The sequence below is a fragment of the Halobellus marinus genome, assembly GCF_032113415.1.
GTDB classification, from domain to species: Archaea; Halobacteriota; Halobacteria; order Halobacteriales; family Haloferacaceae; genus Haloquadratum; species Haloquadratum marinus.
Genome location: NZ_CP134946.1, coordinates 3,254,589 through 3,270,310, shown reverse-complemented (window position 1 = coordinate 3,270,310; position 15,722 = coordinate 3,254,589). Strand labels below are relative to the sequence as shown.

The following is a 15,722-nucleotide window of genomic DNA, read 5'->3' as shown; positions in this document are numbered from 1 at the left end:
CTGTGTCGTCCACGGATCTCCGGTCCGCAGTTCTTCGGTTCGCGGTTCTTCGGTCCGCGGTTCTTCGGTTCGCGGGTCACCGCGGGGTGGTCGCGTCGGGACCGTCCTCGCTTCGCTCACTGCAGCGTGCCGATGCCGATGAGTCGCCAGCGCGCGCCGACGCGGCGGTTGATCGCGATCTTCGCACCCGACTCGGCACAGACGGGACGCTTCAGCGACACTTCGGCCTCACCCGAGCGGGCGCTCGTGACTGCGCCGACCGTCGTTGCGGTCCCGACGGTGAGCATCAGCGGTTCGCCCGTCGAAATATCCTCGACTGCGCCCTCGTCCTCGCCGACGATCCGGTCGAGCAGTTCGACGTCCATCGTGAACTCCTCGCGCGTCGGCGGGAGCGTGCCGGGTTCGCCCGCGACCTGGCCGGCGAGGGCGTCGCCCTTCGTGAGGCTGGGGTCCAGTCCCGTGCCGACGCCGCAGAGCCCGCCGGGCGTGACCTCCTCGACGGAGCGCCCGCCGGCCTGCAGCGATCGGATCTCGGTCGTGATCGGCTGCCACTCCGAGGAGCCGCCCTCCTCGACCTCGCGGCCGGGGCGGATCTCGAGGTCCTCGCCTGTGGAGAGTTTCCCCTGGACGACCGACCCGCCGACGACGCCGCCGGCGAGATCCTCCCAGGTGGTACCGGGCCGGTTGATGTCGAACGAGCGCGCCGCGAACAGCCGCGGCGACTTCGTCTCGTCGCGCTCGGGCGTCGGGATCTCTCGCTCGATAGCATCGATCAGGAGGTCGACGTTGACCTCCTGTTGGGCGCTGACGGGAACGATCGGCGCGTCCTCGGCGACGGTCCCCTCGACGAACTCCTCGATCTGCTGGTAGGACTCGACCGCACGCTCGCGGTCGACGAGATCGATCTTGTTCTGCGCGATGACGATGTTCTCGATCCCGATGATGTCCAGCGCCATCAGGTGTTCTTCGGTCTGTGCCTGCGGGACGTCCTCGGTGGCCGAGACGACGAGCACGGCGCCGTCCATAATGGCCGCCCCCGAGAGCATCGTCGCCATCAGCGTCTCGTGACCCGGGGCGTCGACGAACGACACGGTCCGGATCGGCTCGGTCGCCTCGCCGTCGGGACCGGTCTCTTCGACCGTGTAGCACTCCGGCGGGTCGACGTCCGGGACCTTCCGGAACGTCGCGTCGGCGTAGCCGAGGCGGATGGAGATGCCGCGCTTCATCTCCTCGGAGTGTTGATCCGTCCACGATCCGGACAGCGCCTGCACGAGAGTCGTCTTCCCGTGGTCGACGTGCCCGACGAGCCCGATGTTCACCTCCGGTTGCTGTGTTTGTTGTGTCACCATTAACCTCCTAGAGAGTAATCTTGCGTGCAATTCGCCGCGAGCGACTGATAAACTTGCTGTTCTCCGCTCGCGTCCCGGAATCGAGGCGGTCGAGCGCCGGCCGTGGCGGCGATCCTGTCGGCGGAATCGTCCCGGCCGCTTCCGTTGGGACGCAAGCCGGGAATCCCCCGTCGGATCCGGCGCTACTCCGAGAGCGCCCGGACGAGGCTCGTGGCGACGGCCCGAGCCTTCTCGGCGACCGGCTCCGGGACGTCGCCGGTCTCGACCGCCGCGGCGAGTTCGTCGTCGTCGACGCGCTCGACCGTCCCGTCGGGATACTTCACCACGTCGACGTGGAGGTCGACGTACCTGATCTCGTCGGGGAAGCACTCGGCCGGGGTGCAGATGTTGACGTACGTCCCCTTGTGGTCGCCCCCCTCACTCCGGTAGACGGTCGGATACCACCATCGGCCCTCCCGGAACTTCGTCAGCGCGGTATCACCCGGTTCCTGCTCGGTGCCGAGCGCGTCGTAGGTGCCGCTGCCGGAGATCGTCCGCGTCACGGCGACGGTTCCGTCCGTGTCCCACTCGGTGACCTCGCCGCGGCCAAGCGAGAACGCTCGCCCGTCGGGCTTGCCGTGCCGGATCGCGACGCGGTCGCCCTCGACCGGCCCGAACTGCCGCGTCACGGTCGCGAAGGGGAACTCCTCGTCGCCGAGCGAGCCACAGAGCGCTTCCACGAGGTCGACGCCCGCGCTTGCTGCCTCACTCGCGGCTTTCGTCCGGTGGTGGCCGGGCATCGTCGCCGTCACCGACCGCCGGGCGTCGTCGAGCGCGAAGCGGGACTCGCGGCCGAACCACAGCCACCGGCCGGTCGCGGGGGTGGCGAGGCGACGCGGAGCGGTGTCGGGGTCCGCCCCGGGGTCCTCAGCGTCGAGTGCCGCAGCGAGGCCCTCAGCGCGCTCGGCGGCCCGTTCCAGGGCGGCTTCGAGCGCGTCCATCCCGGCCCGCGTCGCGGCGTGGGACCACTCGATTCCCCAGCCGTCGGGCACCTCGACGGAGAGAAGGTCCGTCATCCCGGCGAGTTCGCGCCCCGCGGCGTCGTCGCGGGTGTCGACCGTGACACCCTCGCGCCCGCGGACGAGCGTCGCGAGGCCGGCGTCCACCCGGATGTCGGTGCCGAGCGTCGTGCGCCGGTCGGCCCAGGGCGGCGCGCTCTCACGGACCTGCACGCGGCGGACGTCGCCCGTCTCCAGGTAGCCCTCGGCGTCGTCGAACGCGAGGAAGCCCTCCGCCTCGCCGAGGTCGCAGATCGCCCCGCCTCCGAGAGTGTCGGTCACGCGGGCCTCCAACACCGCGTCTGGCGGCGTCGGATCCGACCAGGTGAAGGTGTCGCGCCCGACATCCCGGAGTTCGGCTGCGACCGTCGTAACCGCGTCGTCGTCGCCGTGAACGCCGACCCCCTGCCGGTCGTCCGTGGTCGCGACCGTCGCGTCGTGGCCACCGTCGCCGAAGGCCGCGTCGAACCGCTCGCGGATCGGCTCCGAGGCCTGCACGATCGGGAAGCCGGCGTCGAGCAGGAGTTGTGTCACCGCCGTCGTGTAGATCCCCCGGACGCGGACGCGAGGTGGGTCTTCGGCGTCTTGGGCCGCCGGATCGTCTCCCGTGTCGCTCATCGTCGCGCCACCTCACGGCGGGGCGTCGGCTCGGCCATCGCGCTCATCTGAGGTCGTCAGGGTCGGCGGCGAACCGGACCCGATCGTCGACGGTCGGGCCGAGGGTGAGTTCCACTACGTCCTCCGAGAGCACCCGGCCGCCCTCGATCGGGACGCCCCAGGTCGCAAAGCGGAGGTAGCCGCGGAGGTCGCTCCCGTGGGTGAAGAGGTCGACGAATTCGACGTCGTGTTCGTGGATCTCGCCGCTGCTGTGGGCCATCTCCATATCCGAGTGGACGACGTCGCGGTCGAAGAAGTCCTGGAGGCGCTCGGCGTCGCTTTCGACCGCCTCGGCGACGAGGTCGGAGGCCTCCCGGATCTCCGCTCGCGAGAGGCCGACGTCCCGCAGGGCCTGCTGCGTGCGCTGATCGAAGTGCATTCTGGACGTCGATACAGACGGCCGGCTTTTGAATCCTTGACATCCTCCCACGGCTGAACAGTAGTTGCTGATTCGAGTGGGAGAACTGCTGAAGAGGAGTTGCGTTCTCGGCTCTGTTCAAGATCGATGGTACCGTCTGGTGAGAGCGGTAGCTGACTGCCGACCAAGAATCACCGATCAAGAGTGTTCTGGCAGTCTTGCCAGTAGCCAGCGGCGTCCTGACTCGGGCAGACGGCCCGAGTCAACGCCGAGTGACACGCTATCCGTCCGGGATTGGGCCGAGAAACTGCCGGAACAGGGTGGTCGGGAGGACAGGAGTGCTCCCGACCACCCGGTCTGGTGTGAGTAGCAGGTTCGTTAACACCCACAGATTATAGAGCGCCACAGCAAACAGAAAGTAGAATAACCGAACAGAGAACATTGGCGACGACGTTTTCGGAAGAAACTCCGTGACCTTTCGGTAGGATGTTTCGATACCCCACCGACGACGGTAGGCTTCTGCCAGCGGTTGAGCGAGGTCAAGCGTGACCTCGCGGTTGGTCACCAGACAAAAATAGTCGTTCTCACGGGAGCGATGTGGCACGACGACGAGCCGGACTGTCGTCCGGCCCGTCGGCGGGTTCGACCGCGCCATCTCGTACTCTGCAACGAACGTGTCTTCGTCGTGGTCGGCGATGAACCGCTGTACTTTCCGTGTCTGTGGCGCACGCATAACGAACTCGACGCCCAACTCCTCCAGCGCCAACGCGAGATGGACGCGATAGAAGCCACGATCGAGGTAGACACGGTTGATGTCGACGTACTCCCGCGCTTGGGAGACGAGTTGGCGGATCGCCTCCGCCAACTCGTCGGTCTCGTCACCGTCCAGCGCCACCCAGCCAAGCGTGAATCGGACGCTTGGACCGACGATACAGATGGTGGCGAACTTGTAGGCGCAGTCGGTTCCCCGGTCAGGATCAGTCCGTGAGACGTGCGGTGTGTCGCTGTCGCCGTAGTACAGCCAGTCGTGAACGTCGATCGCAACGTCGACGGGACGCGTAAACAACCGGTTGCGGGCTGCTTCGTTGAGGACAGCATCGAGGACGCGGTCGAACTGATCGTCGACCGCGTCCGCGTCAAGTCCACGAAGATGATACAGCAGCGCTCTTGCTAGTGGATTCCGTGACTCGGCTCCAACATCTACATCGTCGCCACGGGCGAGTTGATACGCTTTCGCGCCAGCGTTCGCAAATTCGTTGTCGAAGGCAATCCGAGCGAGGACTCGCTGGAAGTCCTCGCTCGGATAGGTACCGTTATCCGCAACACCGAAATCAAGCTCCGGGAACAGCGCTGACGAGGCGGCGCGACTCACCTGTTTGGCCTCGGCTGTCTCGACCATACCGAGACAACGAACCCGACGACAATCGGCTCTCTCCTACTTCAGCAACTACTGTGAAGGGGTGGGCTTCCGCTCGCACCGTGTCAGTTCGGTCGTGCAGGGAGGAGGTTGGTGCCAGCGAACTCCGCTTCGTATCCCCCGAAAACATTAGCCACCGGAGTCCGAACGAACCGACAGATGAGCGAACGACGGGACCCGGTCGAGGAGGCCGCGGACGACTCGATGGACCTCTACGGCGTCGCGACGTGGGAGGTCCGAACACCGTTCGATCGGGCCGCCGCGATCGTCTGGCGCCTCCTTGCCGGCTCGACACGCCTCGCTGTCGTGCTTCTCGCGTTTCTCTTGCTCCTCGGGATCGGTGGACTGGCGGCGCTGACGGATCCGGAGATCGGACTGCTCACCGCGCTGTCGGCGGTCCCCGCGATCGGGCTGGCAGCGTACGTCTACTCGACGGACGTGACGACGAACGAACCGCTCTCGTTGCTCGTCGCGACGTTCCTGCTCGGCGTGCTGACGGCGAACTTCGCGGCCGTGCTCAACAGCGTCCTCCAGCCGTTCTTCGGGCCGCTGGGAGCGATCGGAATGGTGCTTTTCTTCCTTCTCGTCGTCGGGCCGGTCGAGGAGGCGGTGAAGCTCCTCGCCGTGCGGTTGTACGCCTACACGGACGATCGCTTCGACGCGGTGCTCGACGGCGCGGTCTACGGCGCGATGGCGGGACTGGGTTTCGCCGTGATCGAGAACGCCCTGTACATCACCCGACAGCTCCCCAACGGCGGGATGGATCTCGGCTTCGGCCCCGAACTCATCGGCGTCGGCGGCGGCATCACGGCTATTCGAGCGCTCGCGGGCCCGGGGCACGTGATCTACTCGGCGATCGCCGGCTACTACCTGGGGCTCGCGAAGTTCAACCCCGGCAAGCGCGGGCCGATCGTGGTGAAGGGGATCATCATCGCGGCACTGATCCACGCCACCTACAACTCGACCGTCGGCATCGGCTCGGCGCTCATCGCCGCCGTGACGGGACTGTCGGGACTGGCACCGTTCCTGATCTACGTGCTGATCTACGACGGCATCTTCGGCCTGTATCTCGTCCGGAAGATCCAGAAGTACCGCGACAGCTACCACGAGGCCCACGCGCCGCCGGTCGACGAGTCGCGGCTCGAATCCGAACTCACTGAATTCGAGTGAGCGCGGGGAGACTGCGGCAGCGTGCGCCGAGAATCGACGGGAGATTCGACCGCTCAGTTCCCGCCGACCGCGTCGCGGTAGCCCGAGACCATCTGCTCGACGTACTTCGCGACGACGTCGACCTCGACGTGGACGGGATCGCCGACTGATTTCTCCGAGAGCGTCGTCAACTCGTAGGTCGTCGGGATGATCGCGACGCCGAAGGCGCTGGCGCCGCGCTCGGCGACGGTGAGGCTGATCCCGTCGAGCGCGATCGACCCCTTCCCGACGACGTACTGTGCGATATCCTCCGGGAGCGCGAACTCGAAGACCCAGTCGTCGCCGACGCGTTCGATTCCAGTCACCTCGGTCGTCGTGTCGACGTGTCCCTGCACGAGATGGCCGTCGAACCGGCCGTCGGCCGCGAGCGCGCGTTCGAGGTTCACGCGATCGCCCTCCTCGACCGAACCGAGATACGTCTTCTCGACGGTTTCGGCGGCGAGGAAGACCTCGAACCACGGCTCGGGCGGCGTCTCGAACGCCTCGACGGTCAGACAGACGCCGCTGACGCTGATCGACTGGCCGTGGTGCAGGTCGGCGTATGTCACGTCTGCGGCGCCGGGGGCGTCGGCGTCCGAATCAGAACTCGCTTCGGCGCTCTCCGCACTCCCGGAGCCGGTCTCGGCCGCTCTCCCGATATCGGGCGCGATGCGGAGCCGGCGGCCCCCCTCGTCTGCGGCCGTCTCGACGACCGTTCCCGTCGTCTCGACGATGCCGGTGAACATACCCTGGAGTTGGTCGCAGCGCCGATAAGCGTCCCGGATCCGACCTCGTCGCCGGAGCGACCGCGAATCTTATACGCCGAGGCCGCCGAAAGCGGACGATGCGACTGGGAATCGCCGGGACGATTCAGTTGGCCGCGACGCTGGTTTTCGCCGCGCCGGTCGGGATCTTCGGGCTCTCGCGGCTGCTCGCGGGCGAGACGCTGCTCGGGGCCGGCCTGCTGGCGGTCGCGGTCGGAATGGTCGCCCTCCCGCAGTATCTGACGACGCCGGGCGACGTCCCGGCGAAGATCGGGGAGCGTGTCGTCGGCAGCGTCGTGAAGACGCCCGAGGACGACGAGGACGCGTAGGCGAGCGGTCAGTTCCCCGGCACGAACGACCGCGAGTCGTCCCCGGGCAGTTCACTCCCGCGGTACGAACGACCGCGAGGCGTCCACGAGCAGATCGCCGCCGTCGTCGGTGACAACGACGAGGTCCCCGAGTCGGATACAGCCGCGCTCAGCGTCGCACACGCCGGGGGCGACGGCGACGACCATCCCCGCTTCGAGTTCGGTGTTCTCGTCGAGCGTCGGCGCCTCCCGTTGTTCGAGGCCGACACCGTGGACCGAAGTGAGCGGGCCCTCGGAGCCATCGCCCGCGTCCGAGGTCGGATCGAACCCGAACGCAGCGAGTTCCGCGTCGGCCTCGCGGGCGACCGTCGCGGGCGTGGCGCCGGGTTCGATGACCGAGAGCGCGGCGTCGAGAGCCAAATCGACGGCGACGTGTGCGCGGCGCTCCCACCCGCCGTCGCTGTCGACGACGAACGTCCGCGTCAGCGCGCCGTGATAGCCGTGTGGTCCGCGCGGGGCGACAGTGACGCGGATCGGTTCGCCGGCACGCAGCGACCGCTGAGGCGCGGCTGCGTGGTTCGTGTCGGCCGGTGGCCCCGGTCGGCCGGCACTGGAGTCTCTGCCGACCGAGATCGCGGTGTTGCCCGCGCTCCGGACCCCACAGGCCGCCAGTTCGGCGTTCACCGCCCGGCGGAGGCGCTCGGCAGTGAGCGGTCCGTCTCCCCAGCGGAGCGACGAGGATTGGTCCCGCTGTCCGTCGGTCTCGCTGTTCTCGGCTGCTGCGAGCACACGCTCGACCCGGCGGAGTCCGGCGGCGGCCGCGCGCTGCACGCCGCGGATCGCCGCGATCTCGTCGGGTGCTTTCGTCGCCCGCGCGGCCGCGACGGCCGCTGTCGACTGCAACTCGTAGCCCGCACGTTCGAGGTAGACGGCCGCATCGTGGGGAATCGTCGCGGGAACGAGGAGCGTCCCGCCAGCCTCGTTGCCGAGTAACTCAGCCAGTGCGGCCGCGGCGCGCACCCCGATGGGGTCACCGAGACGGTCAGTCGCGACCCGGCCGTCGAAGCGTTCTGCGACTCGCTCGGCGGGTCCGGACGGCGCACAGAGGACGTCGGTGCCGGCGGCGCGGACGTACGCGGACGACTCCGTGAGCGCCCCGAAGCGCGTCAGATACCGGAGGTCGGCGTCGAAACGACCGCCGACGGCGACGAACCCGACTGCGTCGGCGGCCGCGAGCGCGTCGTCGAGAAACGACCGGTCGGTAGCAAGCGAATCAGGACCTGGGAGCGAAGCGAGGGCTGACGAGTCGTCGCGGGCAGTCGCCGATCCAGGATCCGAGTCCGCGTCGGAAACCTCGCGGGCCACCGTCCGGTTACGCGTCGGGCTCCGGCGCGGGCGTTTCGCCCTCCTGGGCCTCCGCCAGCAGTTCCTCGACCGACTGGTCGCGGATCTCGTTGTGCAGGAGGACGCTCACCGGGAGCGTCGGCGCCCCGCTGACGAGGTTCTCAAGGAGGACGAGCCGCTCGCGGGCGCGGGACATCCCGACGTAGAACACGCGGCGCTCGTTGTCGGTGAGGATCGGCACCGGATCGGTCGTGGACGTAAAGTCCTCGACGCCGGGGACGTCCTCGTTCTCGACGGAGGCGGCCATCTGCTCGACGACCTTCTCCGTGAGGTCGGTCGCGACGAAGACGTGGTCCGCCTCGCGACCCTTCGCGGAGTGGATGGTGCCGACGCGGACGCGGTTGGGGTCCATCCCGCGGTACTCGCCGTCGAAGTACGCCTCGACGGAGTTCCGCTGGAAGGAGGTCACCTTCCGGAGCATATCGCCCGCAGCGTCGCCGTCCGGCGCGAACGGTGCGAACTCCGTGATCACGTCGGGGTCGACCGCCAGATCGGTCAGGTCGTCGACGCCCGCCGCTTCCTGGAGTTCGTCGATACGGTCGAACAGTTCGTCGCGGTCGTTCGCCCCGAACGCCGAATCCTGCAGCATGTCCGCGAGTCGCCGCGCCTGGAGTCCGTCGATCGGTTCCTCGCGTTCGAGCTGTTCGATCGCCCGGACGTACTGCGTCAGGCGGTCGGTCCACATCCGCTGGTCGGTGAGCGCCGAGAAGGGCATCCCAAGCGGGAGGAACTCGTCGATGAACTGGAACAGCTGATACCGGGCCCGAAACAGGACCATAATCGTCTCGTCGTCGTCGCCCTGCTCGATGGTGTAGCGGACGTTTCGCGCGAGATCAAGCATCGACGGGGAGTCGATCCCTTCGACGGTGCCGCCCTCCTTGCGGGGTCGGAGGTCCTTCTCCTGGCGCTTGTCGATGTGGCGGATCTCGCGGTTGACGACGTTGAGAACCTTCGAGGGCAGCCGATAGGAGTTCGGGAGGACGATGTCCTCGTCGCGGTCGGCGTCGAGCAGGAGGTTCGGATCGGCGCCCTGCCACGCGTAGACGACCTGGTCGTCGTCGCCCGCGATGAGAACCCGCTCCATATGGGGTTTCCACTCCTCGTAGACCTCATATTGCAGGGTCGTGATGTCCTGGAACTCGTCGATGACGAGGTAGTCGACGTGCGGAACGAGCGAGCGGCCCTGCACCCGTTCGAGCATATCCGCGAAGCCGACGAGGCCGTGTTCGCCCTTGTACGCCCGCCACGCCCGGATGACCTCCGGGACGTCGATCCGGTCGTCGTCGGAGGGCCACGTCGGGGTGTACTTGTTACCCTCCTGGGCGTTCGGATCGATCTCAGGCGGGAGCCGTACCTCTTCGACGTTCCACTGGAAGGGGACGTCGTACCAATCGGAGACGTCCCGGCGTGTCCGCTGGAGCCACTGGCTCGTCGCGATGATCTTGTTGCCGATCGTCGTCGAGCGGGCAGTTCGGCGGCCTGCGCCGCTGTACTCGTCTTCGAACTCGATGCCGTACTCCTCACAGAACTCCTTTTTGTCGCTCTCGCCAACGACGTCGCCGCGGGAGAGATCCAGCAGTTCGTAGGCTTTCGCGTGCATCGTGGCGACGTTACCCTTCAGCGCACGCGGCGAGACGTCGCGGCGCTCCGCGAGCCGTTCGCGGACTTCAGCGGCAGCAGCCCGGGTGTACGAGACCACGAGGATGTCGCGGATCGTCACGTCGTCGCGCTCGAGGAGTTCGTCGACCCGATCGAGGAGGGCCGTCGTCTTCCCGCTACCGGGGCCACCGAACAGTCGGGTGACCGACGCATCCGAGTTGCTCATTGAACGTTTTCACGCGCTTGTGCGTGATAAAGGACGTGTTTCGGAAATCGGGGTCGAGCAGCCCGAAACCTGACGCCGCTACGCCCGCGGGTCCCACCCGCAGACGGTACAGTCGACGGCGGCGGAGTCGTGGAGCGCCCCGCACTCCGGACACTGTTTCTTGTTATACGATGTCTCCCAGTCTACCGTCTCCGTCTCGTGTCCGCGGTCGTCGAGGAACTGGTCGAACAGTGCGTCGTCGGAGGACGGTGCTGAGGCCATACGGGCTATGGTATGCGTTACCATTACTTAGTTCTACTGCCGAATATCGGTGGGCAAGAACGGCACGAAGGAGCGGGTAATCGCCGGCTCTGAGGGGGTTTCGGCACTCGGTATCAGACCGAATCGAGATCGTACAGCGCGCCGTACTTCTCGGTGACGTAGTCGACAAAGGCGTCGGCGGTGAACGGCTCCCCGGTCGCCCGCTCGACGAGTTCGTTCGTCTCGTAGCGGGCGCCGTGGCGGTGAACGTGCTCGGTCAGCCACTCGTGCAGCGCGTCGAACTCGCCGGCGGCGACGTCGTCGTCGAGGTCGTCAATCGTCCCGTCGGCCGCGGCGTACAGCTGTGCGGCCATCGCCGAGCCCAGCGAGTAGGTCGGGAAGTACCCGAAGTTGCCGTGGCTCCAGTGGATGTCCTGGAGGCAGCCCTCGGTGTCCGTCTCGGGGCGGATGCCGAGGTACTCCTCGTATTTGTCGTTCCAGACGGCCGGGACCTCCGCGACGTCGAGGTCGCCTCTGATCAGGTCCCGCTCGATCTCGAAGCGGACGAGGATGTGCAGGTGGTAGGTGAGTTCGTCGGCCTCGACGCGGATGAGGTTGTCCTCGTACACCTGGTTTGCGGCCTCGTACGCTTCACGCGGGGTCACGTCGGCAGCCTGCGGGAACTGCTCGACGAACGTCGGGAGGAAGCTCTCCCAGAACGCTTGCGAGCGGCCGACGTGATTCTCCCAGAGCCGCGATTGGGACTCGTGGACCGACAGGTCGCGGTCCTCGCCGAGCGGCGTCCCGTAGGCGTCGTCGGGGAGCCCGAGCGTGTACGTCGCGTGTCCGAACTCGTGGACCGTCGAGAGCAGCGAGCCGAGCGGGTCGGACTCGTCGAACCGCGTGGTCACGCGGGCGTCGAACGTCGTCCCCGACGAGAAGGGGTGCGGCGCGGTGTCGAGGCGGCCGCGCTCCCAGGGGTAGCCGAGCGCCGAGAGGACGTCCCGGCAGAGCGACTCCTGCTCGTCGGCGGGATACGAGCCGAGCGACGTGAACGCCTCGGTCGCGAGGTCGACCTCCGAGGCTCGGATCTCCTCGATCATCGGGACGAGCGTCTCCCGGAGGTCCGCGAGGATCGACTCCGCACGCTCTAGTGAGAGACACGGCTCGAACTCCTCGAACAGCACCTCGTAGGGGTCACGGTCGGGATCGACGTGGTCGGCGTACTCGCGCTTGAGTTCGACGTGCTTCCGGAGGGCGGACGCGAACGCCTCGAAGTCGTCCTCGGCCTTCGCTTGCTTCCACGTCGGCAGCGCCTCCGAGGCCGTCTCGGAGATCTCTTCGACGAGGGCCGCCGGGACGGCGACGGCACGCTCGTGTTTGCGCTGGATCTCGCGGACGACCGCCGCCTGTTCGTCGGTGAGGTCCGCTCCGTCGAGTTCGTCGAGCGCGTCGGCCACCGCGTCGTCGACGAGCAGTTCGTGCGAGAGCGACGAAAGTGTCGAGAGTTGCTGCGACCGGGCGGGGGTTCCGTCCTCGGGCATCATCACCTGCTGATCCCACGAGAGGATCCCGCTCGCGTTGCGGACGTTCGCCACGCGGCGGTACGCTGCGAGGAGGTCGTCGTAGGCGTCGGGTGTGTCTGTCGCCATCGTCGTAGCCCTGGTGACCCGCGGGTATCAAGCCGACGGCTGGGGTCGGAGAGTCGGGGTTTTCCAAAGGTCTTTGCCCCTCGCGCCGCTAGGACGGATCGATGGACGACGCCGTGCAGGTCCGTGAAGCCGCCCGGGAGGCGGTCGAGGACATCGAGCCCGATCGCCTCCGCGACGTGCTGGTCGACCGTCTCTCGGACGCGCCGATGACACCGGCCGTGCTGGCGCTCGTGAGCGCCCGTGCACCCGAAACCGGCGTCGAAACGGACACCGACGGACTCGCCGAGCGCGCTGCGGGCGTGCAACTGATCTACGAGGGCCTCCGGCTCACTCGCTCGCTCTCCCACGACGAACCGTGGGACCACCTCGACGAACTCGACGTCACTGGCGACATCGACGCCGACATCGACGTCCTCGCCGCCGACGTCTTCGTCTCGCGGGGCTTCTATCTGCTCGCCCGGACCGACGCTGCGGACCGCGCGGTCGAGGTGGTCCGCGCCTTCGGCCGGAATCAGACGCTTCGCCGCGCGGAAGGCGCGGACGTCGACTCGCTCGACCGCACGCTCGAGGCCGACGTCTTCGCGCTCGCCGTCGTCGCCGGGATGACGGCCGTCGGCGCGACGCCCTCGGCGGCGCTTCTGGATTACGCGGCCGAACTGGGCCGCGACTGCGACGTCGACGGCCGCCTCCAGCCGGCCGACGTCGCCTTTTCGGAGGCCACTGCGGAACGGCTCGCCTCGCTGTCGGCCGGCGGCGACGACAGAGTGCCCTCCTCGGCGACCGACTCCTGATTGCTGGTGGCGGTTGTCGACCCCGGCGGATCGACGCACGGGGCGCCCGGAATCGAAACTCCTAAAGACGAATCCGGGCTACGGAGAAACGCGCCTGGGTAGCTTAGCGGTAAAGCGCGTCCTTGGTAAGGACGAGACCGCGGGTTCAAATCCCGCCTCAGGCTCTTTCTGCCGTACACTCCTTGTGCGCACACTTTTTTGGCTACACTCGTCTGAGCAAAATCGCCCAAGATTCGCTTCTCTCGGTGAACAGAGCATCCCTCGCCGTGTTGCGATTCGGTGAAGTGTCAGAACACAAAACTAGTTCACAGACAGCGGCGGGTAGCCTCGAAATCGACCGGGGGCGCGTCCCCTCAAGGGACACTCCTGATTTCGCTAATCTACGCTCACAGAGGAATAACTGAAGCTTAGTCAGGAATGTGATAGAACATCCTCGATGCGGTTATCCACGACGAGTACGCGGCGAGTGAGGTTCCGCCGAAACGACTATTGGTAAGATCAGCGTATTACGTCTATATGTCTGAAGCAGCTACGAATGACGACGACGGGGACGACATCGCCACGGTGAATTTCAAACTCACCGAGTCGTTCCTCGAACAGATAGACGATACGTGGCAGGGGCGCGGGTTCAACAGCCGAAGCGAGTTCATTCGGTATACGCTTCGAGACGCCGTCGAGTTCCCGACGTTCGACCGCGACGAACTCGTCGCCCTGCTCGAAGCCGAGGAGGACATCCGCGAGGGTCGAACGACGAGCGCCGAGGAGGCCCGCGAGCGGTTCGGCACGAGCGATGAGTGACGAGGGGTGGACGTGGGAACTCTCCTCGACGGCCGAAAACGACCTCGACGGACTGTCCCCCGCCGAGCAAGACCGGATACTCGACAAGCTCGATGAAATCGTCTCCTCACCGTGGCGCGACCCGCCGGACTACGGTGAGCCGCTCCAGAACAGTCCGTACAAGAAGATACGCGTCGGGGAGTTCCGGCTCTCCGTGAGCTTCCGGCAGGACGACGGGCGGCTCGTCGTCGCACGTATCAAGCGTCGGGGCGGCGCGTACACCGCTGACGACGACTAGCTAGTTGAAAAATACGCCGGCAGATATTTCTCAACGCCTGGTTGATAATCTCGATAAGGTTCCCCGTGTCGATGAGGTGAGAACGAGATGAGTCTCTTGACCGCGTACGACGGTCTGCTGGTTCGCGTCGGGCTGTACCTGCTCGTATTTTGGCCGACCGTCGGGTACTACGTGTATTCTGATTCGGAGAAACGAGGGTTTTCCAATCCGCAACTCCGTGGTGTCGTCTTAGGGCTCTTGGGTGTCCTCGGATTGCTTATCCATTTGTATACCGTCCAACGATGGGACTGATTTCTCTCCTCACGTTTGCCTGGCTCGATGAAATGGGCCATTCAGCTGAACTACTCGAACCCCACACGATTCTGATGTGTCGAGTAGGGCAACCCTCACCCGAACACGTTTGTCGTTTTCCGGTGTCCACAGACGACATACGGGGCCGAATATTCAATTTTTATAATTACCTTCTCTTTGTCCAGTCTGACCGGATTCTCTTCGACGGTGCCCGCCTTCTGCCGAGTGGTTTTCTGGGCGCTCATAAGTGATGAACCTTGGACCACATCGTACTTAATACTGATTCGGAAAGTTTCGTGCTCGGGTCGAAAGAGGCGCAGCCGGGACGGTGTTACCGGTCGGCCGTCGAGGGCGAACCGTACCCTGGTTAGGATCGGAGCGCGGCGTCGAGAATCGCCGCCGTCTGACCGATGCCGACCAGCGCGAGTCCGACAATCGGGACGGCGTGCGACGTCGCGAGAAAGCCCCCCGCGTACACCCCCGCGCCGAGGACCGAGGCGGCCGCGCTCCCGACGTAGAGCGACGATCGGTCGACGCCGCGGCGGGCGGTGTCGACGAAGCCGACGGCGGGCAGCAGCATCCAGCCGAACAGCGCGACCGCCTGCAACGAGGCCCCGGCGGCACCGAGTCGGAAGCCGACTGTCCCGAGCACCGTCACGACGAACCCGACGGCGACGATCCACCACCACACCCGGAGCGCGCCGTGGCGCATCTCGGCCCGTCCGGTCACGGTGAACACCGCAAGCAGGACCGACATCACGACGTGCGCGACGAAGAGCGTCGAGTCGGCGACGACGCCGAGGTGTGCGAGGATCACCACCGTCCACGCGATCGGGACCAGAAACGCGGGGCCGACCTCCCGGGCCTGACGGAGCATACCCGGGAGGAGTCGCTGCCGATACAAAGACGCTATGGGCCGCGCCCCTCTCGAGCCGCTGTCACCGCACTCTCGTCTGCAGTTTCGTCGCCACGCACTCTCGTCTGCAGTTTCGTCCTCACCGCGCCCGCCGGGCGCGATGCGTCACTCGACTGGCTGGAACCGGTAGGTCAGCACCTCGTCGCTGTCGTCCCACTCGAAATCGCCGGGGTGGACCCGCTGCATCCGCCGTTTGTACGCCTCGAGCGAGTCCGAGCCCTCGCGCTGGGCGTCGGCGTCGGTGAAGTCACCGAGCGTCCGGCGCTCGACGCTCGTCACCTTGAACCGATCGCCATCGATCTCGAAGGTGTCGCCCTCGCTGGCGTAGCGGTTCCCTGCACCGCGCGTCAGTTGGGTGATGTCGCCGTCGCGGACGGACTGCTGGACACGGTCGTTCGGGAGAATATCGTCGGCATCGATTTCAGCCATATCCACGCGTATGAACGGCGG

At 66.6% G+C, this 15,722-nt stretch carries 17 protein-coding genes and 1 tRNA gene; 7 read left to right on the top strand and 11 right to left on the bottom strand.

Going from position 1 to position 15,722, the window contains the following annotated elements:
* Nucleotides 1-116: 116 nt before the first annotated feature.
* The 4 genes from RJT37_RS16190 to RJT37_RS16175 form a co-directional block, all read right to left on the bottom strand.
* A complete protein-coding gene (locus RJT37_RS16190; RefSeq protein WP_313686079.1) occupies nt 117-1,346 on the bottom strand; it encodes a translation initiation factor IF-2 subunit gamma in 1,230 nt (409 codons plus the stop codon).
* A gap of 185 nt (nt 1,347-1,531) precedes the next feature.
* Nucleotides 1,532-3,004, bottom strand: a complete 1,473-nt coding sequence (locus tag RJT37_RS16185; protein ID WP_313686077.1) for a ribonuclease FAU-1 family protein — start codon at nt 3,002-3,004, stop codon at nt 1,532-1,534.
* A gap of 43 nt (nt 3,005-3,047) precedes the next feature.
* On the bottom strand, nt 3,048-3,422 hold the full coding sequence (locus RJT37_RS16180; protein ID WP_313686075.1) for a DUF7532 family protein: 375 nt from the start codon (nt 3,420-3,422) through the stop codon (nt 3,048-3,050).
* 259 nt (nt 3,423-3,681) lie between these two features.
* Nucleotides 3,682-4,800, bottom strand: a complete 1,119-nt coding sequence (locus RJT37_RS16175) for a transposase (RefSeq protein WP_313686073.1) — start codon at nt 4,798-4,800, stop codon at nt 3,682-3,684.
* Nucleotides 4,801-4,977: 177 nt separating this feature from the next.
* Here RJT37_RS16175 and RJT37_RS16170 point away from each other — a divergent pair, with 177 nt between their 5' ends.
* On the top strand, nt 4,978-5,988 hold the full coding sequence (locus RJT37_RS16170; protein WP_313686071.1) for a PrsW family intramembrane metalloprotease: 1,011 nt from the start codon (nt 4,978-4,980) through the stop codon (nt 5,986-5,988).
* Between the two features lie 53 nt (nt 5,989-6,041).
* Here the strand turns inward: RJT37_RS16170 and RJT37_RS16165 are convergent, their stop codons facing one another.
* Nucleotides 6,042-6,752 carry a riboflavin synthase gene (locus RJT37_RS16165; protein ID WP_313686069.1) on the bottom strand — a complete coding sequence of 237 codons (711 nt, stop codon included), beginning with the start codon at nt 6,750-6,752 and terminating at the stop codon, nt 6,042-6,044.
* A 98-nt stretch (nt 6,753-6,850) separates the two neighbouring features.
* Between RJT37_RS16165 and RJT37_RS16160 the strand changes: the two genes are divergently transcribed.
* The gene (locus RJT37_RS16160; RefSeq protein ID WP_313686067.1) at nt 6,851-7,099 is read left to right on the top strand and encodes a DUF7533 family protein; all 249 of its coding nucleotides are present in this window, start codon (nt 6,851-6,853) and stop codon (nt 7,097-7,099) included.
* A gap of 51 nt (nt 7,100-7,150) precedes the next feature.
* Here RJT37_RS16160 and RJT37_RS16155 read toward each other — a convergent pair whose 3' ends face one another.
* The 4 genes from RJT37_RS16155 to RJT37_RS16140 all read right to left on the bottom strand — a co-directional run bounded on the left by RJT37_RS16155 (nt 7,151) and on the right by RJT37_RS16140 (nt 12,199).
* A complete protein-coding gene (locus tag RJT37_RS16155; protein ID WP_313686065.1) occupies nt 7,151-8,443 on the bottom strand; it encodes a M24 family metallopeptidase in 1,293 nt (430 codons plus the stop codon).
* A gap of 7 nt (nt 8,444-8,450) precedes the next feature.
* Nucleotides 8,451-10,307: a UvrD-helicase domain-containing protein gene (locus RJT37_RS16150; RefSeq protein WP_313686063.1), complete on the bottom strand. Its 1,857-nt coding sequence runs from the start codon at nt 10,305-10,307 to the stop codon at nt 8,451-8,453.
* A gap of 78 nt (nt 10,308-10,385) precedes the next feature.
* On the bottom strand, nt 10,386-10,568 hold the full coding sequence (locus RJT37_RS16145) for an HVO_0416 family zinc finger protein (protein WP_313686061.1): 183 nt from the start codon (nt 10,566-10,568) through the stop codon (nt 10,386-10,388).
* 113 nt (nt 10,569-10,681) lie between these two features.
* Nucleotides 10,682-12,199, bottom strand: a complete 1,518-nt coding sequence (locus tag RJT37_RS16140) for a carboxypeptidase M32 (protein WP_313686059.1) — start codon at nt 12,197-12,199, stop codon at nt 10,682-10,684.
* A gap of 101 nt (nt 12,200-12,300) precedes the next feature.
* Between RJT37_RS16140 and RJT37_RS16135 the strand changes: the two genes are divergently transcribed.
* The 5 genes from RJT37_RS16135 to RJT37_RS16115 all read left to right on the top strand — a co-directional run bounded on the left by RJT37_RS16135 (nt 12,301) and on the right by RJT37_RS16115 (nt 14,356).
* The gene (locus RJT37_RS16135) at nt 12,301-12,990 is read left to right on the top strand and encodes a DUF7114 family protein (RefSeq protein ID WP_313686057.1); all 690 of its coding nucleotides are present in this window, start codon (nt 12,301-12,303) and stop codon (nt 12,988-12,990) included.
* Between the two features lie 92 nt (nt 12,991-13,082).
* Nucleotides 13,083-13,154, top strand: a tRNA-Thr gene (locus tag RJT37_RS16130).
* Between the two features lie 352 nt (nt 13,155-13,506).
* Nucleotides 13,507-13,788, top strand: a complete 282-nt coding sequence (locus RJT37_RS16125) for a ribbon-helix-helix domain-containing protein (protein ID WP_313686055.1) — start codon at nt 13,507-13,509, stop codon at nt 13,786-13,788.
* The gene (locus tag RJT37_RS16120) at nt 13,781-14,065 is read left to right on the top strand and encodes a type II toxin-antitoxin system RelE family toxin (RefSeq protein ID WP_313686053.1); all 285 of its coding nucleotides are present in this window, start codon (nt 13,781-13,783) and stop codon (nt 14,063-14,065) included. Before RJT37_RS16125 ends, RJT37_RS16120 begins: the two co-directional genes overlap by 8 nt.
* An 87-nt stretch (nt 14,066-14,152) precedes the next feature.
* The gene (locus tag RJT37_RS16115; RefSeq protein ID WP_313686051.1) at nt 14,153-14,356 is read left to right on the top strand and encodes a hypothetical protein; all 204 of its coding nucleotides are present in this window, start codon (nt 14,153-14,155) and stop codon (nt 14,354-14,356) included.
* 367 nt (nt 14,357-14,723) lie between these two features.
* Here RJT37_RS16115 and RJT37_RS16110 read toward each other — a convergent pair whose 3' ends face one another.
* The gene (locus RJT37_RS16110; RefSeq protein ID WP_313686049.1) at nt 14,724-15,233 is read right to left on the bottom strand and encodes a hypothetical protein; all 510 of its coding nucleotides are present in this window, start codon (nt 15,231-15,233) and stop codon (nt 14,724-14,726) included.
* Nucleotides 15,234-15,377: 144 nt separating this feature from the next.
* A complete protein-coding gene (locus tag RJT37_RS16105; RefSeq protein WP_313686047.1) occupies nt 15,378-15,701 on the bottom strand; it encodes an ASCH domain-containing protein in 324 nt (107 codons plus the stop codon).
* Nucleotides 15,702-15,722: the final 21 nt, after the last annotated feature.

Bases quoted from the DNA above. Each gene is read 5' to 3' on its own strand.
- RJT37_RS16115 (WP_313686051.1), top strand. From the start codon at position 14,153: ATGAGTCTCTTGACCGCGTACGACGGTCTGCTGGTTCGCGTCGGGCTG.
- RJT37_RS16185 (WP_313686077.1), bottom strand. From the start codon at position 3,004: ATGAGCGACACGGGAGACGATCCGGCGGCCCAAGACGCCGAAGACCCA.
- RJT37_RS16170 (WP_313686071.1), top strand. From the start codon at position 4,978: ATGAGCGAACGACGGGACCCGGTCGAGGAGGCCGCGGACGACTCGATG.
- RJT37_RS16180 (WP_313686075.1), bottom strand. From the start codon at position 3,422: ATGCACTTCGATCAGCGCACGCAGCAGGCCCTGCGGGACGTCGGCCTC.
- RJT37_RS16125 (WP_313686055.1), top strand. From the start codon at position 13,507: ATGTCTGAAGCAGCTACGAATGACGACGACGGGGACGACATCGCCACG.
- RJT37_RS16110 (WP_313686049.1), bottom strand. From the start codon at position 15,233: ATGCTCCGTCAGGCCCGGGAGGTCGGCCCCGCGTTTCTGGTCCCGATC.
- RJT37_RS16140 (WP_313686059.1), bottom strand. From the start codon at position 12,199: ATGGCGACAGACACACCCGACGCCTACGACGACCTCCTCGCAGCGTAC.
- RJT37_RS16135 (WP_313686057.1), top strand. From the start codon at position 12,301: ATGGACGACGCCGTGCAGGTCCGTGAAGCCGCCCGGGAGGCGGTCGAG.
- RJT37_RS16145 (WP_313686061.1), bottom strand. From the start codon at position 10,568: ATGGCCTCAGCACCGTCCTCCGACGACGCACTGTTCGACCAGTTCCTC.
- RJT37_RS16120 (WP_313686053.1), top strand. From the start codon at position 13,781: ATGAGTGACGAGGGGTGGACGTGGGAACTCTCCTCGACGGCCGAAAAC.
- RJT37_RS16160 (WP_313686067.1), top strand. From the start codon at position 6,851: ATGCGACTGGGAATCGCCGGGACGATTCAGTTGGCCGCGACGCTGGTT.
- RJT37_RS16175 (WP_313686073.1), bottom strand. From the start codon at position 4,800: ATGGTCGAGACAGCCGAGGCCAAACAGGTGAGTCGCGCCGCCTCGTCA.
- RJT37_RS16105 (WP_313686047.1), bottom strand. From the start codon at position 15,701: ATGGCTGAAATCGATGCCGACGATATTCTCCCGAACGACCGTGTCCAG.
- RJT37_RS16150 (WP_313686063.1), bottom strand. From the start codon at position 10,307: ATGAGCAACTCGGATGCGTCGGTCACCCGACTGTTCGGTGGCCCCGGT.
- RJT37_RS16165 (WP_313686069.1), bottom strand. From the start codon at position 6,752: ATGTTCACCGGCATCGTCGAGACGACGGGAACGGTCGTCGAGACGGCC.